The organism is Nocardia sp. XZ_19_369 (genome assembly GCF_015355715.1).
GTDB lineage: Bacteria > Actinomycetota > Actinomycetes > Mycobacteriales > Mycobacteriaceae > Nocardia.
In genome coordinates this window covers 1,200,112-1,226,670 of the sequence record NZ_JACVED010000001.1, presented here as the reverse complement: position 1 = coordinate 1,226,670, position 26,559 = coordinate 1,200,112, and the positions used below count along the sequence as shown (strand labels likewise).

The following is a 26,559-nucleotide window of genomic DNA, read 5'->3' as shown; positions in this document are numbered from 1 at the left end:
TCTGTCCTCGATCTGTTCGCAAACGGGGGAGGTCGCCACCCAACATAGCGGCAAGACTTAAGAGATCGGAGCCGGACAACAAACAGACCGGTCAGATTTAAAGCCCGTGAACCTCCGGTTTGCCATCGCGCAGCACGATGAAACCGGTTTGGAAGTTCTGCTGCACGCCGCCGGGGACGGGGAACTCGTCGCTGATCGGATAGCCGAGCTTGCCGTTCTCATACCCGAGCACCTGCCAGGCCTCCATGAGCGGACCGTTCTTCACCGCCCACGCACCGGAGAGCGGGCTCCAGTAGATATTGCCGCCCTCGAAACGGCTGTACCGGCCGAGGTCCTTCAGTGGCTGCTCCTCGGCGGCGGGGAAGCCGAGCCAGCTGTTCTCGTAACCCATTTGAGCGTATTTGCCCAGGATCATGCCCTGCACCCGGTGCACACCGGTCTTGGCGCTGTAGTAGAACGGGCCGTTCTCGAACGACTGCACGGCGCCGTCCCGGCTCGGTGTCGCCACCTCGGGTCCGATCGGGTAACCCGCCGGGCTGCTCTCGTACCCCTGCTTGCCCCATTCGTCGAGGATCGCGCCGCGCACCGCCTGCGCACCGGTCTGCGGGGTCCAGTAGAGCGAGCCGTGCTGGAAGGTCTGCATGCGGCCCTTGCCGTCCGGCAGTCCGCGTTCGTCACCGGTCGGCAGGCCGAGCGGACCGGCGGCACCCTGCGTGGCCTGATAACCGCCGCCGATCATGCCGCCGACCGGGTGCGCGCCGCTGCCCGGGGTGAAGTAGACCCGGCCGGACCGGAAGTCCTGGGCCACACCGCCGCCCGCCACCGGATACTCGGCGGACAGGCAGTCCCCCAGCCAGTTGTTGGCAACGGCCACGGTGGCGATCTGCCCGCCGACGGTGCAGCCGGTCTGCCCGGGATCGACGCCGAGCGCGGCCGCGGCCTGCGTCCAGGACTGCCGCATCTCGAAGTCCCAGTAGGGCCACGAGTGCGTGCCGGACGGGCGGTAGTTCACCTGCGCCGGGATCGCCAGCTTGCCGAGCTTGGTGACGAAGTTCTGCGAGGTGAGCCGCGACAGGATCTCCAGCCCCATGCCCGCGTAGTTGGTACTCACGCCGGGAATGCCGGACGCCTGGTCGAACGGGCCGGAGGCGCCGCTGCCGCTGGAGACGTACAGGGTGACGCCCTTGAGCTTCTCGGCCAGCGTGTACGGGTCGTGCGCGGCCCATTCCGGGCTGGTCGGCGGGCCCCACATTGCGCCGACGTCGTAGCCGCCCGCGTCGCGCATGGCGAACTGGATGGCCTGCGGCATGCCGATCGTGGTGGTGGTGAGGAAGCCCGAGTACGACGCGGCGTACTTGGCGAAGCCGGGGTTGCGCGCGGCCAGGAACATGGCCGCCGTGCCGCCCATCGAAAGCCCCTCCATGCCACGGACATCCGTCGCGCGCCAATCGGCTTCGAGTAGCGGCGGCAGTTCCTTGGTCAGGAAGGTTTCCCACTTGTAGTTCTTGCCGTTGTCCGGCTGGATCCAGTCGGAGTAGAAGCTGGACTGGCCGCCGATCGGCAGCACCACGGTGACGTTCTTGTCGGCGAAGAACTCGACGGCGCCCGCGTCCTTGGTCCAGCCGCTCTCCTCGTCGGTGGCACGCAGGCCGTCGAGCAGGTAAAGCACCGGGAAGCGAACGTCGGGGCGGGTGTTCCAGTCCTTGGCGAGCAGCAGCTGCACCTGGATCGGGGTGGCCATGGACGGCGAGTTGATCCACAGGGCGACCCGGCGGTCGGTCAGCCAGATCACCTTCCGCACGGTCGCAGGCGCGCCTGCCTCCGCGGCCGCCGGGCCGGGTGCCGGGGCGGGAGCGGGTTGCGCGGCGGCCGGTGCGGCGCCCGCGGCCAACGGGATGACCATGGCGGTGGCGAGCAGCACTAACCGCCCGCGAGCTGGACGCGCGCCACGACGCTCGCGTCTCCCCCATCTGCCGCGCCGAATCCCTGCCACAAGAGCTTTCTACTCCCGTGCACGCCGTCTTCCGGGGAGGACACGCACTATTAGAAAACCGCCGTGTTCGTTTTGCGGGCTCGCACAACGCATCCGGCGCCGCCTCTTCCGTGCGAGAAGATGCGGCGCCGAAGCGGTCTTACCGGGACAAATGATGTGTGAGCACAGAGATACCGCAGCGAACGGCTCGGCAAACCACCTGTGCCGAAACGCAACTCGGGCCGCACCCCTGAGGGGTACGGCCCGAGTGGTTGATCAGGCGATCACCAGGCGCCGGTCGCGTCCAGGATCTGGTTGCGCGAGTTGAAGAGCTGACCCTCCCAGTACTTCCAGGAGTGGGTGCCCTGGGCCGGGAAGTCGAACCGGGCCGGGATACCCAGCGAGGCCAGGCGAGCCTGGAACGCCCGGGTGTTGACCAGCGAGAGGGCCTCGAGCGCCATCGCGTTGCTGGTGTTGAACGCACCGACCGCCGAGTTCGGCTTGTCGAACTGACCCGGCAGGCCGCTGGCCGCCGAGATGTACATCGGCAGGCCCTTGAGCTGCGGTGCGAACACGAAGGGGTCCATCCGCAGCCACGCCGGGCTCCACGGCGCCGCCATCGAGTCGACGTTGAAGCGGCCCGCGTCCAGCATCGCGACGCGGATCGCCTCGCGCATGCCCGGCGCGGAGATGTTCAGGTAGCCCGAGTACGAGGCGGCGAACTTGAACTGGTCCCGGTGGTAGGCGGCGAGCGCGAGCGCGCCACTGCCACCCATGGAGAGACCGGCCACCGCGTTGTTGGTGCGCGAGACGCCGTAGCCCTCGAGGAAGGTCGGGAGCTCCTTGGTCAGGAAGGTCTCCCACTTGTAGGTGGTCTTCTGGCCGTTGGTGTTGCTCGGCGCGTACCAGTCCGTGTAGAAGCTGGACTGTCCGCCGACCGGCATCACCAGGGTGATGTTGTCGTTCGCGAACTGCTGCAGCGCGTTCGTCTCGAACGACCACGCGTTGCGGTCGTCCCGCGCGCGGAGTCCGTCGAGCAGGTAGAGCGCCGCGTTGCCGCCGCGTGCTGCCCACTGCACCTGAACCTTGATCGGGCCCATGCTGGACGGGACCATCAGATCTTCGAATCCGCCTGCGGGAGCACGCAAGACCGGTGCGTGCACCGGTGCCGCGGTGGCGATCGGGGCCGCCACGCCCGCGGCGATCGGTAGCGCCAATGCAGCGGCACCGACAGCCAGAATTCGATTACGCCAACCACGAGGTGCGCCTCGCCGTCCCGACTCACTTCTCATCGGCGCGGCCGCCCTGCCGAAACGCATGAATCCTGCTCTCTTTCTGCTTTTCTGCCTGTTGTGGTGCCGTCGGCGACCCCGCGAGGGGTGCAACCGCACCAGTGCTGCCAACGAGACGCACGCCGCAGCACACCGGACCCCGACATTCCGGCGCATGCGACTGCGAAACTACGATCTGGTCACACTTGCGCTCGCTGGACGATATTCGACGCCGGTGGCCTTAGCAAGGCCGAGGCAACCAGGTGGCCGAAATCCGCCCGTACGCAATCTGTGATGGTGCGGTGACCCTATCGCGTTCGGCCGGTGATTGTCGTGCCGGAGCACCAAATTTTCACCTGATGGCCGGAAGTGTCAGCACGGGCGCGGGTGCCGAACCCGGCGTGGACAGCGGAGAGTGCCTGGGAATGCGGCGAATTGAGTTCACCCCAAATTCGCGCTGAGATCTGGCAGCATCTGGAAAACCTGGTCCTGCCAGTAGTTCCAGCTGTGCACACCCACCGGGGTGTACACGAACACGGCATTGCTCGGACCGAGACTGTTCATCCGCGCTTCGAACGCACGGGTGTTGGCCAGCGCGATCGTCTCCAGCGCCATCGCATTGCCGAGGTGGTAGACGTCGATCGGGCCATTGATCACATCGCGTGGTCCGTTCACGCCGTTGCCGGTGGCGATCCACAGGCGAGTTCCGTTGTCGCGCAACCGTGGCGCGAACATGAACGGATCGTTGCGCAACCAGCGCGGATCCCATGGCGGACCCCACATGGCGTCGATGTTGTAGCCGCCCGCGTCGAGCATGGCCAGCCGCAAGCCCTCCTTCATGGCCGGCGCGGAGATGTTCAGATAGCCCGAATATGAACCGGCATAACGGAACTGGTCGGCATGGTATGCGGCCAGCGCGAGCGCGGCACTGCCACCCATAGACAAGCCGAACACGCCGTTGCCGCGCGGGTTGAACCCGAGACGGTCGCGCAGCGCCCAGCGCAGATTGTCGGTGAGAAAGGTCTCCCACGCATAAGCCTGCTGTTGGCCGTTGGTATTACTCGGCGCAATCCAATCCGAATAGAAGCTGGACTGGCCGCCGACCGGCATCACCACATTGATGTTCCACTGCGGCAGCACCCGGGAGATGTCGGTGTCGATCTCCCAGCCGCTCAGATCGTTGCGGGCGCGCAGTCCGTCCAGCGCGTAGACCACGCGGTCGGTGTTGCCGTCCGCGGCACGGAAGATCCTGGACTTGATCGGGCCCATGCTGGAGTCGACCCAGAAGTCGAAGCCGCCGGGATCGAATGCGGCCTGCGCGGGGGTGCCGAGGCCGCCGCCGAACGGCAGGGTCATGGCAACGGCAAGACCGGCGACCGAGCGCCGGAACCAGCGGCGACCGATCGATTCGTGCCCGCTGGCAACCGTTCCGCGTACTCCATCCGACCGCATCGACTTCACCTTTCGCCCGTGCGGTCGGCGTTGACCGCAACCGTGGTGCATGGAGATCGACACTCGGCGTCGATGGCTTCCAACGGCGAAGTCCTCGGGCCTATGGCTCTTCTATAGGCAGTTATTCGGGTTTTCCCGTTCGGGAAACGCACGGCGATGCCGGATCGTGACGGAAACCAGTGATTTGCCGTTATCGGCGGACAGCTCGCGCGTCCTGACAATGACAAGATCGCAATTCGGCCGCCAGCGACCAACCAGCCAATAAGTGCGGCCCGGCAGAAAACAACAGACCGCCCGGCGCTGGACAGCGCCGGGCGGTCTGGTTACGACGAATTCGTCAGCCGATATTGGCGGACATGTCCGGAATCATCCGGTAGGCCTCATCGGTCCAGTTGTTCCACGCGTGAATACCGAAGGCGGGATAGGAGTAGACGGTGTTGCCGCCGCCCAGCGTCGCCATCCGCACCTGGAACGCACGGGTATTCGCCAAGGCGAGTGCCTCCAGCCCCATGCCGTTCAGGGTGTTGAAGCTCGGTCCGTCGGTCGCCGTCGGCAGACCGCTGGCCGCGGCGATCCACAGGCGGGTGCCGTTGCGCACCAGGTTGGGCGCGAACACGAACGGATCCATCCGCAGCCACTGCGGGCCCCACGGCGGCGCCATCGAGTCGACGTTGTACCCGCCGGCGTCCAGCATGGCGATCCGGATCGCCTCACGCATGCCCGGCGCCGAGATGTTCAGGTAGCCGGAGTACGAACCGGCGAAGCTGAACTGGTCCGGGTGGTACGCGGCCAGGGTGAGCGCCGCGCTGCCGCCCATGGACAGGCCGAACACACCGTTGCGGGTGTCGCTGAAGCCGAGCCGGTCGCGCAGCGCGTTGCGCAGGTCGCGGGTCAGGAAGGTCTCCCACTGGTACCGGTAGCTCTTGCCCGGCCCCGCGGCCAGGATGTTGAGCGCGCCGGAGCCGGAGGACGAGCCGGTGCCGGCCGGAATGCCGAGCAGCTCGCTCGGCGAGTTCCAGTCGGCGTAGAAGCTGGACATGCCGCCGACGGGCATGACGACGTTGATGTTCCAGTCCGCCAGCACCTGGGGAACGTTGGTCTCGATTTCCCAGCCGTTGAGGTTCTCCGGCGCCCGCATGCCGTCGAGCACGTAGGCGACGCGGTTGGTGTTGCCGTCCCTGGCGCGCAGCACGCGCGACTTGATCGGGCCCATGCCGGAGTCGACCCAGAAGTCGAACGCGGCGGGGTCGAAGCCCGCCGATGCGGTGGCTCCGCTGCCTGCTGCCGCGATACCGAAGGGCAGCAGAAGTGCCACGGCGATCCCCAGAGCGGATCGCTTGACCCACGAACCAGTGGCTCCCGAGGTACCGGGTCTACCTTTCCAGCGGGCAATTCGCATCAAACTCGACCTTTCGTTCGGGCGGCCGGGGGGCAAACAGCTGGCGATCTCTACCGGCCCCCTCTTTCGGACACCGAGTGCCGCTGTCCACCGAAACGGGACGAATCGACCTCTGTGCATGTTCTTCGTGTATCAATCGGCAGCGGAAGCTTATATGTTGCTGGAAAGTGACTCATGCCACAACTCACCGACCACTACCTCTCCACATTCGTTACCGAACAGCACTTGGACGACCGGCACACGAAAAGACCGCCCGGTGCACTCGGCACCGGGCGGTCCTGTCGAACAGACTTACCCGAGAATCACCCGATATTGGCGGACATATCCGGGATCATCCGGTAGACCTCGTCGGCCCAGTAGGTCCAGTTGTGCACACCGACGGCCGGGAAGTCGTAGGTGGCGTTGCTGGCGCCCAGCGTCATCATCCGAACCTGGAACGCGCGGGTGTTGGCCAGGGCCAGCGCCTCGAGCCCCATCGCATTGACGGTGTTGAAGCTCAGCCCGTCGGCAGCGCTCGGCAGGCCGCTGCCCGCCGAGATCCACAGCCGGGTGTTGTTGGCCTTGAGCCGCGGCGCGAAGACGAACGGATCCATCCGCAGCCACTGCGGGCCCCACGGCGGTGCCATCGCGTCGATATTGAAGCCGCCCGCGTCCAGCATGGCCACCCGCAGCGCCTCGCGCATACCCGGGGCCGAGATGTTCAGGTAGCCGGAATACGAACCGGCGTAACGGAACTGGTCCGGATGGTAGGCGGCGAGGGTGAGCGCGGCGCTGCCGCCCATGGACAGGCCGAACACGGCATTGCCGGTCGGGCTGAAGCCGAGGCGGTCACGCAGCGCGTAGCGCAGGTGCTTGGTGAGGAAGGTTTCCCACTTGTAGGTGTTCGACTTGCCCAGGCCCGCCGAACCCGACAGCAGACCCGAGCCGGAGTTGGCCGAACCGGTGGACGAGGATCCGGCGCTGCCGAGACCGAAGAAATCGCTCGGCCCGTTCCAGTCGGCGTAGAAGCTCGATGGTCCGCCCACCGGCATCACGACGTTCATGTTCCACTTGGTCAGCTCGCGCACGACCTCGGTGTCGACTTCCCAGCCGCTCAGATCCGGCCGGGCGCGCATGCCGTCCAGCGCGTAGACCACGCGACTGGTGTTGCCGTCGGCGGCCCGGAACACCCGATTCTTGATCGGGCCCATCTCCGAGTCGACCCAGAAATCGAAGCCGTCCGGGTTGAACGCTGCGGACGCCGGGCCGGCCGGGCCTGCCACCGACACCCCGAGCGGTAGCAGAATCGCCATCGACAGCAGCGCCGAACGCTTCAGCCACGATCCGGCTCTTCGAGTATTCAGACGCCCGAACACGCCTCGCATCAGTTTCGACCTCTCGTTCGTGCAACAGCATCGGCCGTTGTCTAACGATGACCCGCCGATGCCAACACCTAGTTGACGCCATGACGGGCGTACTTTCGCAGCCTAGCGTGTCATCGTGACTCTGGCGTTATCGAACCGAGACAGAGGGGTGTACACCAGATTTGTGGACTCGACCAATGCGACGCGCCGGACCCTGTGAAAGCACCAACCCACCGGCGCCCGGAAAGTCCAGGCCCCGGTGGGTTAATCGGGCATGTTTTCTAGCGCGGCTGCGGAGCCTTGGGGAACGGATCGACCAGGCCGCAGCGTTCGATCTCGTACTTGGGCACCCGGTCGATCCGGTACTTGGCGAAGGTCAGCGCATTGCGCAGGTTGTGCCGGAAACGCTCGAAGGTGAGCGGGTCACGGTAGGAGACCAGCAGCGCTTCGGTGGTCGGGCACGCCATCGCGGTGCGGGCCTGGGTCACCCACTTCTCGTCCATGTACCAGGGCATCCACGGCTTCTTGTCCACCATGCCGGTGTCCACCACGACCCAGTCCGGGTACAGGGCCTTGTCGTGCCCGATCCGGCCGTCGGTGAGCCGCTCGGTGTGCGCGGCGAGCGGATAGGCCAGGCCCATCTGGTCGATGACGCGCACGTCCAGCGGGACGTTCATGCTGGTCATGCCGAGGTTGAGGAAGTACACCGTGTGCCCGGCGCCGCCCGGCGGGATGGGCTGCGGCGGCGGGGCCATGTACCAGAACATGAACGACGGCGAATTCAGCAGCAGGCCGCCGTTCGGGGTCGCGGCGATGGTGTCGACCATCGGGCGGATGCGCGGGTAGTCCAGGTAGTCCTCGGCCAGGATCGGATGATCGTGGCCGGTGTTGAGGACGTAGTAGACCCGCTCGTCGACGATGCCGGACGCGGAGATCTTGGTGCCGGTCTTGATGGCGGTCGTGTTGGCGGCGAACAGCGCCCAGCCCGCGGTGCCGAGCAACGCGAACAACACCACCGCGAACGACCAGTCGGCGGCGGTGGCCGACCGTAATCCGCCCGCGGGCAACCGGATCGGCACCACGGCGACCGGCAGCAGCAGCAAGAACAACTGCGCCAACAGCATTCGGCCGTGCATGAAGTCGCCGCCGACGCGCAGCGCGTAGATCGTGAGCAGGAAACCGCTCACCAGCACCAGGGTGACGACCGCGCCCGGCGAGCGCAGCCACACCCGGATCCGGTGCGCATTCCACCGGGACTGCTCCTCGGGCGCGGCATGGCGTCCGATCGGCGCCGCGGGCACCGGTGCCTTGCCGCGGGCCGCGACCACACCCGCGATGAGCAGCACCAGCAACGGCACCCACAGGTAGTACGGGCCGACCAGATCCCACAGGTAGGTGAAGCCCTGACCCCACTTGGCGCCGCCCGCGTCCTTGGCCACCGCGGTGTTCGGGTAGGGCAGGCCGTAGTAGCCCATCCGCCAGATCTGGTAGCCCATCGGCACCACGCCCGCGACAAGAACGATCAAGCCGCGCAACACGATCGGACTCAGCCGCGCCTGCGGCATCGGCGCGATGACGATCATCAGCAGCGCGAGCCCGCCGACCAGCGTCATCTCCGGACGGATCAGCGGGGCCAGCCCCGCGAGGAACACCAGCCCGAACAGGCCGGGCAGTCGCACCCGCTCCGCCTGACTCCAGCGGATCAGCTGCCACCACAGCAGGCCGAGCCAGCAGATCACCAGGCTGCTCTCCAGCCCGGAGGTGACGTAGTCACGGGCCGGCGGAATGGCGATGTAGACGAGCATCCCGGCGGGCAGCAGCAGCGCCGACGTCGGGCCGCCCCACAGCCTGCTCGCGCCGAGCATGGCGAACACCACCGCGGCCAGCGACAATGTGAACGCGATGCCGAGCACCACGTACTCGAGTCGCGCCTGGGTCAGCCAGCTGAAGAACCAGACGAGGTAGGTCCACGCGGTACTGGTGTTGGTCTCGACGCGCTCGCCCGCGTTGAAGACGGGCCCGTTGCCTGCCAGCAGGTTGCGCACGGTGCGCAGCACGATCAGACCGTCGTCGGCGATCCAGCGGCGCTGCCAGCCGCCGACGGCGAAAAGGACGACGGTGAACGCGATCCCACCGACGAACGTGGCGCGGGATAGGAGGGTGTACCGCGACGCCGAGCGGGCCGGCTGCACAGCCGGCCCCTCGTTCGCGTATTCCGTTTGCTCCACTCCCGCTACCAACATCTCGTCAGGTGAGATAGACAGCGACACCTACCGCTCCGATCCAGGCGATTGCGAGGAACTGGAGGACGCGATCCCCCAGTGCGATCTCTTCGGGTTCACCGGCCTCGCCGCCATCGACGTCGACCGCGTAACGCAGGATTGCGATGGTAAACGGAATCATAGAAATAGAGAACCAGTTGGTGTCTTTCAGACTGTCCTGCTGGAACGCCCACAGACCGTAGAACACCACGACGGCCGTGGCCGCGAGGGTCCAGATGAACCGCAGATAGGTCGGCGTGTAGTACTCCAGCGACTTGCGGATCTTGGCGCCGGTGCCCAGCGCGATCTGCAACTCGGCGTAGCGCTTACCCGCCGCCATGAACAGCGAGCCGAACGCCATGATCAGCAGGAACCACTGCGACAGCACGATATCCGCGGCCGCGCCACCGGCCACGGCACGCAGCAGGAAGCCCGAGGAAACGATGCAGATGTCCAGCACCGCCTGGTGCTTGAGGCCGAGGCAGTACGCCAGCTGGATGCCGATGTAGACCGCCATCACCACGGCCAGATGCCAGGAGGCGAGGAACGATCCGGCGATCGAAGCAGCCAGCAGCAGCACCGCGAGCACATACGCCAGCTTGATCGGGACGACGCCCGCGGCGATCGGCCGGTACCGCTTGGTCGGGTGCGCCCGATCGGCGTCCACGTCGAGCGCGTCGTTGATCAGGTAGATGCCCGAGGCTGCCATGCAGAACACCACGAAGGCGATGGCGATCGGCTGGAGCACGTCGAGTTCGTTGGCCGTGCCCGCGGCCAACGGGGCCGCGAGCACCAGGACGTTCTTGACCCACTGCCGCGGCCGGACAGCCTTGAACAGCCCACCGGCCAATGTCTTCGGCGGACCCTTGACGACCGCTTCGGCTAGGTCGGTTCCGGTTGGCTCTTCGCTCATGACTCCACCTCGCTGGCGCTCGGCTCCGTCATGTGCGAAGCACGCTGTTTCATGATTCGCTCGCTGCGCTCCCTCATGTCAACCAAAGCTCTTTCTGTGGCGGTCATCGAGTCTCTTTTCGGCGGCAAGCACAACGGCGGCGGACGCGGCACCGAGCGCCGAACCAGCGAGCACATCGGAGGGATAGTGCACCCCGAGTACGACCCGGGAGAGCAGCATCGGTGGGACGAGCACCGCAGGCAAGGGTAGCCCGGTCAATCTGCCGAGCAACACCGCCGCCGCGGTGGTCGAGGTGGCGTGCGAGGACGGGAAGCTCAGCTTGCTCGGCGTCGACACGTTGACCTGCACCGAGGGATCGTTCGGGCGCGGCCGCCGGACGACCCGCTTGATGACGATCGAGGCGGCGTGCGCGCCGACCGCCCCCACCGCGACGCCGGCCCACTGCCTGCGCCGCGGCTTGTCGACCAGCCAGCCCGCCGCGGCGATGCCGACCCAGCCGAGCGCGTGCTCACCGAAGTGCGACATGCCGCGGGCGACCTTGACCACCTCGGGCGTGCCGATCTTGGCCTGCACCGCATTGAGGATTCGCACCTCGGCTGCTGCCTGCTCGGTGGACGGCAGCGCGGAGACCGGGCCGCCGTGGCCGTTCGTGCTCTGCAGCGGCTTGTCGACTGCAGTGTTGTCCGCGAGGCTCATGACTTGTCCCCCTTCGTCTCAGCACCGATGCCGAAGGCATTTTCCCAGGCCGAGGTGCTGGTCAGCTGCGGGTGGGCGGCGCGGTAGCGCTGCTGCATCTCCGGGAAGCGCGCGGCCAGTTCCTTGCGCAGGCGCATGGCTTCCTTGAAGAGGCCGAGGGCTTGGCGCGGGTCGCGCTTGCGGTAGACCACGCCGCGGCCGTCGGCGGTGGTGACGGTAACGCCGTCGACCTGCGACAGCAAGAACCACCGGGCGTCCAGCGTCGGGACGTTCAGCTGCGGGATCTCGTGGTGCTGGGTGTGCGCCGGGCGCAGGTTGTGCACGAGGCCCTTGGCCAGGCGGACCACCTTGGCGATCGGGTTGGCCGGCTCGCCGACCGCGCCGACCTCGATGTGGCTGGCCAGCGGCAGTTCGGTGGACGAGGGCAGGATGACCGCGTCCGGGTACTGCTTGCGCAGCGCGTGCACCGCGCCGAGGGCGCTCGGCAGCAGCTGGAACAGCCGCTCCGGACCGGCCAGGAAGTCGCGGATGGCCAGGTTCTGGATGGCGACCGTCGAATACTCCAGGCAGAGCAGGTGTTTCAGGGTCGCCTTGACCGTGTTCACCACCATGCCGCGCCCGTTGCCCGGCATGTGCAGCGAGGCCACCACCAGCCTGTTGCGCAGGTGGAAGTAGGCCTGCCAGTCGATGGCGTCGTCCTTGTCGCTCCACGCCATGTGCCAGACCGCGGCACCGGGCAGGGTGACCGTGGAGTAGCCGTGCACCCGGGCGCGCAGGCCGTACTCGACGTCGTCCCACTTCAGGAACAGCGGCAGCGGCTGGCCGATCTCCTCGGCGACCCGGCGCGGGATCACGCAGGTCCACCAGCCGTTGAAGTCGACGTCGATGCGCCGGTGCAGCAGCTTGGAGTTGTCGCGGTCCTTGAGCGGGTACTTGGCGAAGTCGTGGTCGTACTCGACGTTCGGCGCCGAGGTCCACATGAAGATGCCGCGGTCGACGACCTCACCCATGCTGTGCAGGTGTGAGCGTTCCTGCAGGTTGAGCATCTGCCCGCCGACCAGCATCGGCGACTTGGCGAACCGGGCGAAGGCCAGCGCGCGCAGGATCGAGTCGGGCTCGATCTCGATGTCGTCGTCCATGTAGACGATGTACTGCGCGTCGGTGGTCTCGAGCGCCTCGTACATCACCCGGCTGTAACCGCCGGAGCCACCGAGGTTGGGCTGGTTGTGAATGGACAGCCGGTCGCCGAGCGGCGCGGCGGCCTCGGTGAAGCCGGGCTCGTCGACCACCTTGCGGTTGCCCTGGTCGGCCACGATCACCGCGGTGATCTTCGCCAGCACCAGCGGGTCCGAGCCAAGGGCGGCAAGGGTTTTCACCAGATCGGTAGGCCGGTTGAAGGTCGGCATGCCGACCGCGATGGTGCCCTCGTCGGGTGCGTCCACCGGCGCGTACCAGCCGCCGGACAGCAGCGTGACCGCCGTGTCGGTGGTGATGTCGAACCAGATCCAGCCGCCGTCCTCGAACGGACCGAGGTCGGTCTCGAACTCGACGTGCACCGACTCGGTGCCCGGCGCGACGGCGAACTCCTTGCCCTGCACGTGGATTCGCGAACCGTCCGCCTTCGACCGGTAGACGTCCACCCGGCCGTGACCGGCCAGCTCGAGGCGCAGCACCACCGACTCGAGGATGCTCCAGCGGCGCCAGTAGCTCGCGGGCAGCGCGTTGAAGTAGGTGCAGAACGACACCTCGGACTCCGCGCCGACCGACAGCGAGGTGCGGGTGGCGGCGTGCGCGCGCTTGGCGTTGGTCTTGGATTCCTCGACGTAGAGGGTGCGCACGTCGAGCGGCTCACCCGGCCGGGGCAGGATGATCCGCTGGAGCAGCGATTTCGCGCGAGTCTGGGTGGTCATGTCTTCCACAAGGGCTTGGGAGGTCATTCTGCACTTTCGTCAGCGAGCGGCGCACCGGTCTCCAAGTGCGGTCGCAGCACATTGTCGAACATGCTGAGCGCACTGCCGATGGCCATATGCATATCGAGGTACTGGTAGGTGCCGAGGCGGCCGCCGAAAAGAACCTTCTCCGCCGCGGTTTCCTTCTTCGCGAGCGCGCGGTACGCGGCCAGCTTGGCCCGGTCCTCCGGCGTGTTGATCGGGTAGTACGGCTCGTCCCCGGTCTGCGCGAAGCGAGAGAACTCGCGCATGATCACCGTCTTGTCCTTCGGGTAGTCGCGCTCCGGGTGGAAGTGGCGCGGCTCGATGATGCGGGTGAAGGGCACGTCCGCGTCGTTGTAGTTCATCACCGAGGTGCCCTGGTAGTCGCCGGTCTCGAGCACTTCGGTCTCGAAATCGATGGTACGCCAGCCGAGTTCGCCCTCTTGGTAGTCGAAGTAGCGGTCCAGCGGACCGGTGTAGACGACCGGGGCGTCCGGGTTCGCCGCGCGCAGCTCGTCGCGCACCTCGAACCAGTCGGTGTTCACCCTGACCTCGATGAGCTCGGAGGCGGCCATGTTCTCCAGCCACTTCGTGTAGCCCTCTTTGGGCAGGCCCTCGTAGGTGTCGTTGAAGTAGCGGTTGTCGAAGGTGTAGCGCACCGGCAGGCGAGTGATGTTTCCTGCGGGCAGTTCCTTCGGGTCGGTCTGCCACTGCTTGGCGGTGTAGTCCCGGACGAACGCCTCGTACAGCGGGCGGCCGATCAGCGAGATCGCCTTCTCCTCGAGGTTCTGCGCGTCTTGGGTCTGGACCTCCGCAGCCTGCTCGGCGATGAGTGTGCGCGCCTCTTCCGGCGTGAAGTAGCGGCCGAAGAACTGGGAGATCAGGCCGAGGCCCATCGGGAACTGGTAGGCCTGCCCCTTGTGCATCGCGAAGACCCGGTGCTGGTACCCGGTGAACTCGGTGAACTTGGTGACGTAATCCCAGACGCGGTTGTTCGAGGTGTGGAACAGGTGCGCGCCGTACTTGTGGATCTCGATCCCGGTATCCGGATCCGGCTCCGAGTAGGCGTTGCCGCCGAGGTGGTAGCGACGATCGATCACCAGCACGCGTTTGCCGAGCTCGGTAGCGGCGCGTTCGGCGACGGTCAGCCCGAAGAAGCCGGAGCCGACGACGATCAGATCGAACTGTGAGGTGGAGTTGGCGGAGTTACCCGGGGACGATGCGACGGTCACGGGAGCCCAGAGTATCGGAAGTCCGCGCGGGGTCTGGGTGGAGTCGTGCGGCGCACAGAACGGCGGGTTGTTCGCGGCGGGTTTCGTGTCCGAGCCATCCGAATTTCGCCGGAAGTTTGCCGAGCGGTGGGGCTGGCGGAAACGGGGTGCTATTCACTGGACGGTTCGCCCGGCCGAAGTGCGGATGGACAGCCGGTCAGGGGTGTGGGGGTTGGTAGGGCATCGGGGCGACATAGTGCGCCGGTGCTTGCGGGGTGGCGGATCCGATCGGCGCGGTGGTCACTGTCAGCACCAAGGAGATCAACGCCAGGGCGGCCCCGATGATGATCATTGCGGCCAGGATGAAGGAATCGGACAAGCCGTAGTCCCCGCCATACGTCACGCTGATCAAACCGCCGACGACCAGCCAAGCAGCACCGATGATCTCCATCTGCCGGCCGGCCGGCTTGCCGAGCATGGACAGCAGGTTGCCGAGGGCAAGGAGGCCCGCCATCAGCACCGAGACGATCAGCAGAACTTGCAGCACGGAATGAAATTGCGACGCGAGTTTCCAGGCCTCGTATTTGTCGTCGGTGATCTTCGGCTCGGTGATCCGGTCCACCACCCGGAAATGCTGAAAGCCGGCGAGCGAGCCCATGCCGACCGCCGCCGCGCCGAGCCAGGCCGACAGGATGGTGATCACCCCGGTCAGCCCTTGGTGCGTAGACGTCGAATTGCCCGGTCGGCCATATGGATCAGCCATCGAACCCCCCTCTAGGTACGGGCGAACCTTACCGCGTGACCAGCGGTCGATCGAGCCGATGCGGGGTATCGGATGACATCGAGTCCGGCGAGCTAGATGTCGGACGGCTCCAAAGACGCTTGGCTGTAAGGAGATTCGGCGCGGAAACGTGGTGGGGTGTAGGCGATCCAGCGAGTGGTGTAGCCCGAGGAGGCGGCGAGGAACACCGCTAAGGGCAGCACGGCGGCGGTCAGGGCGGCCGGCCATTCGCGGTGGACCAAGGCGGTGACCGAGCCGACCAGGCCGTTGAAGAGGCCGTTGACGGCTTCGAGCGAATGGCTCTCTGCCGGCAGCCAATCGATGCCGTAGTCGGGCTGGTAGTCGACCAGTGCGCAGGCCAGGGCGACAAGGGCGACTGCGGTCAGCAGGCCCGAGGTGAGGATCAGGAGAAAGCGGCCGGTTTCGTCGCGGCGCAGCAGCAGGACGGCGCCGTAGCCGAGGGCGATGGCGGCGAGCAGGGCGCCCAGGATCGAGAAGACGGCCAGGGATGTATCGATGTGGGATTCGCCGCGCAAGGCGCTGAGCACGGTTCCGGCGCCCCACAGGTTGAGCAGACCGGCGCACAGCGCCAGCACGACCGCGGTGGTCGCGACGGCTCCACTCGGCGCCGCGGGACGCTCACTGGCGTATGTCATCGATGCCCTTTCTCCGCCGACGGCCGGCACGCATCCAGTATGCGTACCGGCCGTCTGTTGGGCGCGATCTACAGGTGTGTCTCGGCGTAGACCCGCATGGCGTCCCGGATCAGCTCCGCGGTGCCTGCGCCGTGTACGTCGTAGTTCGCCGCGAAACGCGGATCGTCGACGTACATCTCACCGAGCCCGATGAAGGCCTCCTTGGCTACCGGGCGACCCTGCCAGCCGATGCCGACCCAGCGGAAATGGCGGGCCGTGATGGCCTGCACCTCCGCGCTGTCCGAGGCGAGCCCGGCGGCGTGGGCCCGGCCGAAATCGGCGGCGATGTCGGCCTGGGTCTGCTGGAACTGCTTCTGCTCGGCTTCGCTCATCGAGCGCCACCAGCGATCACCGCTCTCGTAGGCATCCTTGCCCCAGCGTTCGATCACCTCATCCTTGTACTGAGTGTGGTCGAAGCCGTCGAAAACCTCTGCGGCCATGAGTGGTTCACCTCTTTCCGTCTTGTGCAGCGTGGTTTGCACCGACTCGATCTGGCGCCGGATCCGTTCCTGTTCCTGCCGAAGCAGTTCCAGGTGTGTGCGCAGTGCGGTACCGGAGTCCTGTTCACCGGCAAGAACTTCGGCGATGACCGGAAGGCCGAGGCCGAGTTCCCGCAGCAGCAGGATGCGTTGCAACCGCACCAGGGAGCCCTGGTCGTAGTAGCGATACCCGTTGGTGCCGATCCGGCTCGGCGGCAACAGCCCCAACTGGCCGTAGTGGCGCAGCGTGCGGCTGGTGGTACCGGCCGCCTTGGCCAGATCCTGGATGGACCATTCGGTGCGCACGACCTCGTTCTCCCTTCTCATCTCGTCGGTGTAACCAGCATGCAAGTTGACGTTACGTCAAGGTCAACCCCTTTATTCGCAGCTCAGCGGGCGGTCGCCAGCACCGGCTGGGCAGGCGCCGAAATGGTGATCGGCATGGTCTGTTCGGGGACAGCGGTCGGCGCGGTCGGTGCGTCAACGCCGGCCGAGGCGATCGGTGCGGCAGCGCTGGCCGAGGCGATCGGTGCCGCAACGCTGACCGGCGGGGTCGGTGCCGCAACGCCGGCAGGTCCGGTCGGTGCGGCAATGGTGACCGGCCCGATCGGGGGCGCAGTGTTGACCAGTCCGGTCGGCGCGGCAAGGGTGACCGGCGCGGTCGGTGCCGCAGCGCTGGCCGGCGCGGTCGGCGCGACAACGTTGGGCGACACCGCCTTCGGCCTGCCAGCCATCTGGCCGAGCACGGTGCCGCCCAGCGCGATGACCAGACCTGTCATCTGCAGCGGGCTCAATGCCTGACCGAGCGCGATCCAGCCGATCACGGCGGCGGACACCGGGCTCAGCAGGCCGAGGAAAGCCACCGAGGTCGCGGGGACTTTGGAGATGCCGCGCAGCCAGAGCCAGTAGGCCGCAGCGGTGCCGATGATGCCGATGTACAGGTAGCCACCGATGGCGCCGCTGTCGAGCGCCGGCGGTGCGCCCTCGATAAGGAAGGCCAGCGGCAGGATGAACAGTCCACCGGCGGTGAGCTGCCAGCCGGTCATCGCGAGCGGGCCGACGCCCTCGGGACGTCCCCAGCGCTGCGTGAGTACAGTGCCCGCCGCCATGGACGCGGCACCGGCCAGTCCGGCGATGACGCCGACGGTATCGAGTTGCGCGTTGGCGCGCAGCACCACGAGCGCGACTCCGAAGACACCGATCAGGCCGGCGATCACCTTGCGCCCGTTGGGCTTTTCGGCGAGCACGACGGTGGCCAGGCCGAGCGCGAACATCGGCGCGACGGCACCGAGCACGCCGGCGACGCCGCCCGGCAGCCGGTATGCGGCGAGGAACAGCAGCGGGAAGAAGGCGCCGATATTGAGCAGGCCGAGCACGGCGGCGCGCCCGATCCAGTTGCCGCGCGGCAGCACCCTGGTGATGGCGAGGAGCGCGAGACCGGCGGGCAGTGCGCGCATCAGCGCTGTGAACAGCGGGCGGTCCGGCGGCAGGAATTCGGTGGTGATGGCGTAGGTGGAGCCCCAGACGATAGGGGTGAGGGCGGTGACCGCCAGGGTGCCCGCGTACGAGTTCCCGGTGCGCGGGGTGATGCTTGTGGTCATATCGTTCGCTCCTCATTGATAATCTCAACGTTGAAATATTTACTCCGTCGGGTACCTCAACGTCAAGTAGATCAATGTTAAGATTCTTAGAGTAGAGAGGAGCGATCATGGACGCGGTGGATCTGTTCACTCAGCACTGGAATCGGGAGCGGCCGGATGTCGACGTCTCGCCGATGGCGGTGATCGGCCGCATCCAACGGCTGTCGCGCCTGTTCGAGCAGGACCTCAAGCGGTTCTTCAGCGACTTCGGCATGGAGTTCTGGGAGTTCGACGTGCTCGCCACACTGCGCCGCTCCGGCAGCGAAGCCGGCCTCACCGCGGGTGCGCTGATCAAGGTGGCCATGGTGACCTCGGGTGCGATCACCAACCGGATCGACCGGCTGGTGGCCAAGGGGTGGATCGAGCGCCAACCCTGCCCGGAGGACCGCAGGGTGATCCGAGTCAGGCTCACCCCGGAAGGTCGCAAGATGATCGACGATGTGCTGCCGAAACACATGGAAAACGAGCAGCGGCTGCTCGCGTCCCTGGACATGGACTCGCGCGAGCAGCTCGCAGGGTTGTTGCGGACGCTCGCCGAATCACTCGGCGATGGTGCGCCGGACTGACGTCGGTCTACCGAAAGCCCGGCCTAGGTGGACACTTTCGGCCCTTGCCGGGCTTCTAGCGTTGCGACGCAACGAAAAGTGTCCGCCTAGACCGACACCACCGCGCATTCGTTATCGCCCGCAACCCATCACCGCTCCGCCACAACGATTTCCGTGGATGCGGTGACAAGCCGGTCGCTGGTCGCGTTGCCTGTCGGGATACGCATCCCAGGCGTCGGACGTGGCGTCGGAGTAGCCGCAGTAGTCGGCGCGAGCGTGCGCCCCGGTGACGCTGATGCCGCGGGTGGCAAGGCGCCAGCGGACGGCGCGGACACGGGCGGCACACCGGAACTCGAAGGCGCGGACTCGAATACGGGCGGGACGCTCTCGTTGGACGGCGCCGACTCATACAGAGGAGCCACTACGACATCGGACGGCGCGGGCCCGTGCGCCGATGGCGCGCTCACTCCTGCCGGCACAGAATCCTGCACCGGAGCGATACGCGTACCGGACGGCGCGGATTCCCGCCGCACGCTCTCGTTGGACAACGTGGGCTCGTGTGCCGACGGCGCGCTCACTCCTGCCGGCACAGAATCCTGCACGGGAGCGATGTGCGCATCGGACGGCGGGGATTCACGCCTCCATAGCGCGCTCGCGTTCGACGGCGGGGATTCGTGCAGCCGGTACCCGCTGGTACCGGACGGCGCGGATTCTCGCTGCCGCGGCGTGTTCGCGTTCGACATCACCGGTTCGTACCGCGACAACACGCTGGTACCGGACGGCGCGGGGCCGTTCCCGAGGGGCGCGCTCACACCAGATGGCGCAGCGTCCGGCGCAGCTGGCGAATTCGTCCAGGATGGCGCGAATTCCTTTGCCGGCGTTGAATTTATGTTGGCCACCCCGGATTTCCCTGCGGGCGGCGCACTTCCGCTGGGCAGAACGGGCACACGCCCCGGCTGCGCACTCACATCGGTGGGCGCGGATTCATCGAAAGGCACCGCACCCGTAGGTCCGGGTTCGCGCACAGGAGGCACGTTCAGACCCACCGGCGCGGGCTCACCCACACCGACGGGTGCGGATTCATGCGCAGGCGGCACGCTCAAACCCGCAGGCGCGGATTCATCCACAGGCGCCACACCTGCGGGTGCAGGCTCACCCACAGGAGGCCCGCTCAAATCGCCAGGTGCAGGGGGTACACCCCCGCCAGCGGGCGCGGATTCATGCACAGGCGGCGTGCTCGAACCGGCAGGGGCGGATTTATCCACAGGCGGTGTGCCCACGCCGGACTCGCGGGCGGACGGCACGCCCGGGGCGGGTGTGGCCGGGTCGGGAACCAACTGGAGAAGCGTGGTGAAGTCGACGACCTGGGCACCGAGGGTCGGGGTGGAGATGATGACGCCGTTGGTGAACATGCGGTAGGTTCCGGCGTTTTCGGGCAGTGCCATCTCCGGGCCGAGTGGCTGGCCGACAGCGCTGTTCGCACCGCCGATCCGCCGGTACTCGAGGTCGATCGGCGATTCGGCGACTGCGGCTCGGGTACGTGGGTCCACCGGAATTCGCGGCGCATTGGGGGCGAGATCGCTCAGCGCGGGTCCGACTTCGAAGGTGTAGATGTCGGCGGGTTCGCCGCCGTCGGGGGCGGAGGAGTACTCCGATCGCAGGATACGCCCGTCCCGCAGCAGCACGGTCCCGGCGCTGGCCGCCACGGCGGCGGCCGTGCGCGGATCTTCTTTGACCGTACCGGGATACACCTGACAGTCGGTGCTGTCGCAGCTCTGCGCGTACGAATAACGGCGCTCGGCAAGGACATACGAGCGAGCGGCGATCGCCTGGGCGCGCAAGGCCTCGGCCGCGCCCTGGTCCGCCCAGTTCGCCTGCACCTCGGCCGGCAGGACGCCGAGCAGGTAGTCCTCCACGTCGACGCGGTTGACGGTGCGCGCCGCCCCGTTCTCCAGCGCCACCCCGAGCGCGCCGCGGTACCCGGTGCCGCCACAGAGCGTGAGGTGTTCGGCGGCAGGTCGATTCGGGCCGGGGTCGAGCGGATAGACCCACGGATCGTTGGTCCCCGCCTGCCACAGCACCTCGCCCTCGCACCCGACCGTCACCACCACGTTCGCTCCGCCGTTCGGCAGCGGAGTCAGATGCGCGGCCTGCCCGGCCTGGACCACCCGACCGGCGACGCGCAGACCGGCGGCCGCGTAGGTGTCGAGGGTGGAGTCGTCCTGAGCGGTCAGCCGGATGCCGACGGTGTTTGCCGGAACGGTGCCGAGAGTGGCGCCCGGGTAGTAGTGACCGAGGATGGCTTCGGCGGTCCACCCCTCCTGCGCGTTCGCGAACGCGCCGTGCTGGCTCATGCCGCGTCCGTGGCCCGGTCCCGCCACCGTCCGATAGGGGGACTCACCCGGCCAGGCCCACAGCATGAGAACGGTGCCTACCGCAAGCGCCGCAGTACCTGTGACCAGCACTGGACGCACGGATAGCGCAGGTCGATCGGGTCCGCGTCTGCGCTGCCCCCGGCGCACCGCTCGCTTTTCTCTGCGCGCAGATTTCACCCGCATTCGTGCTCCCCCCGTGCTCTTTCGTTCCGGTGCTGTGTTGCGTCGCATCCGTTCACTCCCACGGTATTCCGGGGCCGGGCGGATTGGATACCTGTCGGCATGTCGTTCCGTCCCGGCCGCATTCCGAGAGCTACATTCGAGCAATCACATAATCCTCAACAAGAGGTTTAGATATGTGACAGTTGTGACTATTGTGGTCGTTGATACATCAGGAAGCAACCCTGGTTTTGCACACGATCACTGGTTCGACCTGAATGGAGACGCTCGTGCCCTACCGCAAACCGAAACGTTCCTACGTCCTCCCGGTTATCACCACGCTTGCGGTAGCGGCCCCGCTCGCGGCGCTCACGATGAGCGACTCGCCCGACTATCGCTCGGCCACCGATACCGAGCTCGCCGCCGTACCGGCGCAGCTGGCCGAGGTCGTGCTGAATTCGGCGCCCGACATCGTGCTTCCGCTGCGCGAACTCACCGGATTGGACCTACCGGATTTACGCCTGTCCGATCTACGAATGCTGCCGCTACCAGCGTCCATTCCCATTCCGGAAGGGCTACCGCTGCCGCCCGGCGTACAACTACCCAAAGAAATTCCACTACCGAAGCTCAATGGTCCACACCCGGCCACTCCCGGCCAGCAGAGCGCGCCAGGTCAGAACTCCACACCTGGACTGAACGCCACTCCCGGGCAAGGCATCGCACCAGGCCAGACACCATTCCCGGGACAAGCCGCCACACCAGGGCAGGCACCCATTCCCGGTCAGGCCACCGCGCCGAATCGAAACGCCATTCCAGGCCAGGCCGCAGCACCAATTCAGAATCCCGCTCCAGGTCAGGCGATAGCGCCGAATCAGAACGCCGTCCCAGGCCAGGCAGCCGCACCAAGCCAGAACGCCGTGCCAGGCCAGGCAGTCGCACCGAGCCAGAACGCCGTGCCAGGCCAGGCCACCGCACCGGCGCAGAACCCGGGTCAGGCGATAGCGCCGAGCCAGAGCGTCGCACCAGGCCAAGCCACTGCGCCGGCGCAAAACCCCATCCCAGGTCAAGTCACCGCACCGGCCCAGAATGTCGTGCCGGGCCAGGCCGCCGCGCCTGGTCAGAACCCCATTCCAAGCCCGGCCGCAGCACCAGGTCAGGCCACAGCACCGGGTCAGGCCATCGCGCCGAGTCAGAACTCCATTCCAGGCCAGGCCGCAGCACCAATTCAGAACCCAGCACCAGGTCAGACCCCTAATTCCGGGCAACCCGCACAGGCACCGACTTACACTCCCGGCGCCCGTTTCATCGCGGATCCCAGCCACCTCGAACCGGGCACCACCCCCGACACGCCCGCGCTCGCACCCGGCGCCGTCCCAGCTGAATGGGCCGACCAGGTCGGCGCCCAGGTCAAGGAACTGTCCCGGGAAACACCTTTCAGCGTGGTCGCACTCACCGCCGCCGACCTGACGAACACCAAGGCGCTGCTGCGTGCCCGCCAAACCGACGGCACCTGGGGCCCCTGGCTCGACACCGAACCGGTGGACACCCGCCGCACCGATCGCACCGCCCCGGGCGGCAAGACCGGCACCGAACCGATCTACGTCGGCACCACCAACGCGGTGCAGATGCTGGTCACCCGCAAGCCCGCCGCGGCGGCAGTCGACGACGCCGTCGCACCGGACCCCGCGAACCCACCGGCACCGAGCACGGACGATCCCGCGCAGGTGGCGGGTGTCGACCTGACCGCCGTTCTCATCGATCCGGGTCGCGGCGCCATCGACAGCGCACTGCACAAGGTCGCGGCACCCGTGCCCGGCGGTGGCGGCCCCAAGGTGATCACCCGCGAGGGGTGGGGCGCCGACGAGAGCATCCGCTGTGAGGAACCCACCTACGACGACGGCCCCGGCAAGGACGGGCTCGGTGGCATCACCGTGCACCACACCGCCGGACGCAACGACTACAGCAGGGAAGAATCCGCGGGCATCGTCCGCGCGATCTACACCTATCACGCGCAGACGCTGGGCTGGTGCGACATCGGCTACAACGCACTGGTCGACAAGTACGGCCAGATCTTCGAGGGTCGCGCGGGCGGGCTCAACCGCGCGGTGCAGGGCGCGCACGCGGGCGGGTTCAACGAGAACACCGCGGGTGTCGCGCTGATGGGCAATTACACCTCCGAGGAGCCCAGCGAAGAGTCCATCGAAGCGATGGGCAACTTCATCGGCTGGCGCGCCAAGATCGCGGGCCTCGACCCGGTCGGCTACACCACGATGTATTCCGAGGGCACCGAATTCACGTCGTATGCCCTCGGCCAGGCGGTGAAGCTGCCGATCGTGTTCGCGCACCGCGACGTCGGCAACACCTCCTGCCCGGGTGACGCCGCCTACGACATGATGGATCAGATTCGCGAAATCGCCGCGAGTGTCGCGGGCGGTGCGAGCCTGGCGAACAGCGGAAACAGCGGCGCGAACAACAGCACAGGCCCCGACGGCACCGCGAACAGCCCGGCTCCGCAGGCCGCGCCGCGCGGCAAACCCGACCTCGCCGCGCTGGCCGCTCTCACCAAGAAGCTGCTCAGCATGGTGAACGACAACGCGATCGCCAAGCACTGGGCCGACAAGGGCGGTCCCAGTGGACCGCTCGGCGCCGCGCAGACCGAGCCGCTGCCCGCCGCGCAAGGCCAGCAGTACGCCAAGTTCGCCAACGGTTACGTCTACACCGCGCCGGACGGCAAGGTGATCGAGGTGCTCGGCGCGATCCTCGATCGCTTCCTGCAGCTCGGCGGTGACGCGGGCGTGCTCGGCCTCCCGCAGAGCGACGCGTACCAGGTGCCGGACGGCTTGCGTTCAGATTTCCAGTACGGCTCGCTGATCCTCAACCAGGCGACGGGGATCGTCACCACGGTGTGGAAGACCTACAACGACATGTATCAGCAGGAAGCGAGTCGGCAGGCTCCGGCTCCGGCCGAATCTCCAGCTCCCGCTGCGGTTCCCGCGCCGGCACCCGCCATAGTCCCGGCCCCGAGCCAGGACTCGGCCCCGGCTGAGGGTCCCGCACCCGCCGAGTTCGCAACTCCGGAACCCGGCACCCTCCAGTTCCCGGCACCCGAGGACTTCCTGCCACACCCCGCTCCGGAACCAGCGGGCTGATCCACGACCGCCCTCGGAGCTCGCTGCCACAGCAGCGGGCTCCGAGTTCGTTCAACGGCATCGTGATCTGCCGCGATTGCGTGTTGCCAACCGCACGGCCCAGGTGGAACTGGTGCATCGCGGCTCTCGGCCGATGCCACACCATCGCCCCTCGGCTTGTGCGCCGGAAATCGCTTGGGCGCGTGCGGCAGTCGCGCGAGCGGGCTACCCGCTCAAATCCACCAGCGCTCGAGAACGCGGGCAACGCCGTCGTCGGAGTTGGATTCGGCGACCTCGTCAGCCGCCTCTTTGGCTTCGGCGTGCGCATTCGCCATCGCGACACCGTGGCCGGCCATGGTGAGCATCGGCACGTCGTTGGGCATGTCGCCGAACGCGACGATGTTCGCGGCCTCGACGCCGAGGCGTTGCGCGACGATCGACAGGCCGGAGGCCTTGGTGACACCAGGTGCGGACAGTTCGATCAGTCCGTGTTCGGTCGAGTAGGTGATGTCGGCGCGCTCGCCGATCAGTGGCGCCAGCACCGTGCGCATGTCGGAGCTGCGGGCGCCGGGTAGGCGGATCAGCATCTTGATCGCCGGTGCGTCGACGACCTCGTTGCGGGCCACCGTGGTGTCGTCCGGATTCAGCCAGGCGTGCTCGTACAGCGGCGAGCTCACGAACTGCGGGGTGACCGCGTCGTGCGCGCTCGCCCCGACCCGCTCGGCCGCGAGCCCGCACCCCGGCAGCGCCTCCTCAGCCAGGTCGGCGACCCAGGACAGGGTGTCCACGTCCAACGTCATGCTGGCCAGCACCCGATCGGTCGCGCTGTCGTAGATGACCGCCCCGTTGCCGCACACGCACAGCGGCGCGTAGCCGAGCCCGTCGACGACCGGATCGATCCAGCGCGGCGGGCGTCCGGTGGCGAGCACGAACGGCACACCGTCGCCGATCAGCGCGTCGACCGCGGCCTTGGTGCGCGCGGTGACCCGCTCGTCATGGTCGATGAGGGTGCCGTCGACATCGGTGGCCACCATCTTCGGCTTGGGCAGGTGCAGGAGGGTCACCTATTCCATCCTGCCGGACAACCATCTCGAAGTGGCGGGCGTGTCGTCCTGCGCACAGGAACCGATCACTCGACGCCAGAGCGGTTACGACGGTGGTGGACGCCAAACACTGTCGTCCTCGGGGTTCGGCGGCTCCGAAGATGGTGGCTGCCGGACCGTCTCGTCATCACGCGTCTCGGGAGCGGGCTGCGCGGACGGATCACCGGCAGCTCGCGACTCGGGTTGCGGACGCGCCTCCTGACCGCTGGGCGGCTGGGCGGGCGCACCCCAAGCAGCTTGCGGCTCTGGCGGAGACGATGCGGCCTGGCCACGCTGTGGCATGGCACCGGATTGTGCGGGTCCATCCCCGCCGACTGGTGGCGCGGCAGGCAGCCACCCGCTCTGCCCGGTCGGCGCCGTGGGCTGTGCGGACAGATTCCAGGCAACCTGACGTGTTGACGGCTCCTCAGCGGCCTTGTCGAGGGACACCGCGTCACCGGATTGCGCGGGCACACCCCAGGTGGGTTGCGGCGAGGGCGCGGCGACCTGATCGGTGGGATCTGCCGACGCGGATTGCGCACGAGGTTGGGCGGGCGCGCTCCAGGCGGCTTGTGGCGGCTGGAGCCAGGCCGCATCGGAGACACCTGGTTGTGCGGGCTGCCAGGGCGGGCCGGGCTGCGGCGGGCCGGGGTAGGGGTATCCGTACGGCTGGGGGATGGCGGCGGCGGGGCTGTGCGCCAACCAGCGGGAGGTGGGCGGAAGCAGCGCGAGGATCACGGTGGCAACGGGAAAGATGAGCCCGATCAGGCTGCCCGCACTACCGCTGATCACGCCGAGCCCGTCCGAGGAACCATCGATGGAACTGACGAGCGCGAACCCGACGATCTCCGCGACGACCACCGTGACACAGCCGACGACGACGAGCAGCCGGCCGAACGATTTCCTGCTGAACATCGCGACCGCGCCGACGCCGAGCACGACCGCGATCACCAGCGACAGCACGCCGGACACGATGGCCCAGGTCTGAAACCAGTCCTGGGAAAACAGCCCGGATGTGTCGTAATCCTGCAGTTGCCAGCCGATGAACCCGAACGCCAAACTGATTCCGCCACCGAGCAATTGGCCGATACTGCCGACGCACGCGAGCACCCCGGCGGTCACCGAGGTTGCCCCGCTCGGCGCGGGAACTCCGGCCGAATACGCCGGATATGGGTTGTATCCCCCGGGATATTGCGGATAACTCACGACTCCCCCTTCGACGCGTC

At 67.3% G+C, this 26,559-nt stretch carries 19 protein-coding genes; 2 read left to right on the top strand and 17 right to left on the bottom strand.

Translation table 11 applies throughout. The features are described 5' to 3' along the window. Nucleotides 1–97: 97 nt before the first annotated feature. The 14 genes from IBX18_RS05625 to IBX18_RS05560 form a co-directional block, all read right to left on the bottom strand. On the bottom strand, nt 98–1,903 hold the full coding sequence (locus IBX18_RS05625) for an alpha/beta hydrolase-fold protein (RefSeq protein WP_194832771.1): 1,806 nt from the start codon (nt 1,901–1,903) through the stop codon (nt 98–100). Nucleotides 1,904–2,256: 353 nt separating this feature from the next. Further along, nucleotides 2,257–3,291 (bottom strand): alpha/beta hydrolase, encoded by a 1,035-nt coding sequence (locus IBX18_RS05620; protein ID WP_373889161.1) that lies wholly within the window; start codon nt 3,289–3,291, stop codon nt 2,257–2,259. Nucleotides 3,292–3,684: 393 nt separating this feature from the next. Beyond that, on the bottom strand, nt 3,685–4,695 hold the full coding sequence (locus tag IBX18_RS05615; protein ID WP_194832574.1) for an alpha/beta hydrolase family protein: 1,011 nt from the start codon (nt 4,693–4,695) through the stop codon (nt 3,685–3,687). A gap of 337 nt (nt 4,696–5,032) precedes the next feature. Next, on the bottom strand, nt 5,033–6,094 hold the full coding sequence (locus IBX18_RS05610; RefSeq protein ID WP_194832573.1) for an alpha/beta hydrolase family protein: 1,062 nt from the start codon (nt 6,092–6,094) through the stop codon (nt 5,033–5,035). A 302-nt stretch (nt 6,095–6,396) separates the two neighbouring features. Further along, nucleotides 6,397–7,458 carry an alpha/beta hydrolase family protein gene (locus IBX18_RS05605; RefSeq protein ID WP_228540315.1) on the bottom strand — a complete coding sequence of 354 codons (1,062 nt, stop codon included), beginning with the start codon at nt 7,456–7,458 and terminating at the stop codon, nt 6,397–6,399. A 260-nt stretch (nt 7,459–7,718) separates the two neighbouring features. Continuing rightward, nucleotides 7,719–9,680 (bottom strand): flagellar motor control protein ZomB, encoded by a 1,962-nt coding sequence (zomB, locus tag IBX18_RS05600; protein ID WP_228540314.1) that lies wholly within the window; start codon nt 9,678–9,680, stop codon nt 7,719–7,721. A 4-nt stretch (nt 9,681–9,684) separates the two neighbouring features. Continuing rightward, on the bottom strand, nt 9,685–10,611 hold the full coding sequence (locus IBX18_RS05595; protein WP_135234264.1) for a decaprenyl-phosphate phosphoribosyltransferase: 927 nt from the start codon (nt 10,609–10,611) through the stop codon (nt 9,685–9,687). A gap of 78 nt (nt 10,612–10,689) precedes the next feature. After that, nucleotides 10,690–11,307, bottom strand: a complete 618-nt coding sequence (locus IBX18_RS05590) for a phosphatase PAP2 family protein (RefSeq protein ID WP_228540313.1) — start codon at nt 11,305–11,307, stop codon at nt 10,690–10,692. Further along, nucleotides 11,304–13,244, bottom strand: a complete 1,941-nt coding sequence (locus IBX18_RS05585; protein ID WP_194832571.1) for a glycosyltransferase — start codon at nt 13,242–13,244, stop codon at nt 11,304–11,306. Before IBX18_RS05585 ends, IBX18_RS05590 begins: the two co-directional genes overlap by 4 nt. Beyond that, the gene (gene glf, locus IBX18_RS05580) at nt 13,241–14,470 is read right to left on the bottom strand and encodes a UDP-galactopyranose mutase (protein WP_194832570.1); all 1,230 of its coding nucleotides are present in this window, start codon (nt 14,468–14,470) and stop codon (nt 13,241–13,243) included. The genes IBX18_RS05585 and glf overlap by 4 nt, the downstream gene beginning before the upstream one ends. Before the next feature lie 196 nt (nt 14,471–14,666). After that, the gene (locus tag IBX18_RS05575; RefSeq protein ID WP_194832569.1) at nt 14,667–15,212 is read right to left on the bottom strand and encodes a hypothetical protein; all 546 of its coding nucleotides are present in this window, start codon (nt 15,210–15,212) and stop codon (nt 14,667–14,669) included. Between the two features lie 92 nt (nt 15,213–15,304). After that, on the bottom strand, nt 15,305–15,886 hold the full coding sequence (locus tag IBX18_RS05570) for a hypothetical protein (protein ID WP_194832568.1): 582 nt from the start codon (nt 15,884–15,886) through the stop codon (nt 15,305–15,307). Between the two features lie 68 nt (nt 15,887–15,954). Next, nucleotides 15,955–16,731 (bottom strand): MerR family transcriptional regulator, encoded by a 777-nt coding sequence (locus tag IBX18_RS05565; RefSeq protein WP_194832567.1) that lies wholly within the window; start codon nt 16,729–16,731, stop codon nt 15,955–15,957. A 62-nt stretch (nt 16,732–16,793) separates the two neighbouring features. Further along, a complete protein-coding gene (locus IBX18_RS05560) occupies nt 16,794–18,005 on the bottom strand; it encodes an EamA family transporter (protein WP_194832566.1) in 1,212 nt (403 codons plus the stop codon). 107 nt (nt 18,006–18,112) lie between these two features. Here IBX18_RS05560 and IBX18_RS05555 point away from each other — a divergent pair, with 107 nt between their 5' ends. Then, a complete protein-coding gene (locus tag IBX18_RS05555) occupies nt 18,113–18,610 on the top strand; it encodes a MarR family winged helix-turn-helix transcriptional regulator (protein ID WP_228540311.1) in 498 nt (165 codons plus the stop codon). Between the two features lie 128 nt (nt 18,611–18,738). On the opposite strand, the gene IBX18_RS41925 is transcribed toward IBX18_RS05555, so the two are convergent. Beyond that, entirely contained in the window at nt 18,739–20,943 is a 2,205-nt protein-coding gene (locus IBX18_RS41925; protein WP_228540310.1) for a SpoIID/LytB domain-containing protein, read from the bottom strand. A gap of 458 nt (nt 20,944–21,401) precedes the next feature. On the opposite strand from IBX18_RS41925, the gene IBX18_RS05545 reads away from it, so the two are divergent. Beyond that, nucleotides 21,402–24,272, top strand: coding sequence for an N-acetylmuramoyl-L-alanine amidase (locus IBX18_RS05545; RefSeq protein WP_373889160.1), 2,871 nt, complete (start codon nt 21,402–21,404; stop codon nt 24,270–24,272). A 212-nt stretch (nt 24,273–24,484) separates the two neighbouring features. On the opposite strand, the gene IBX18_RS05540 is transcribed toward IBX18_RS05545, so the two are convergent. Together IBX18_RS05540 and IBX18_RS05535 are read right to left on the bottom strand one after the other, a co-directional pair. Continuing rightward, a complete protein-coding gene (locus IBX18_RS05540) occupies nt 24,485–25,285 on the bottom strand; it encodes an HAD family hydrolase (RefSeq protein WP_107659896.1) in 801 nt (266 codons plus the stop codon). Between the two features lie 114 nt (nt 25,286–25,399). Beyond that, on the bottom strand, nt 25,400–26,539 hold the full coding sequence (locus IBX18_RS05535) for a hypothetical protein (protein ID WP_194832565.1): 1,140 nt from the start codon (nt 26,537–26,539) through the stop codon (nt 25,400–25,402). Nucleotides 26,540–26,559 lie beyond the last annotated feature (20 nt).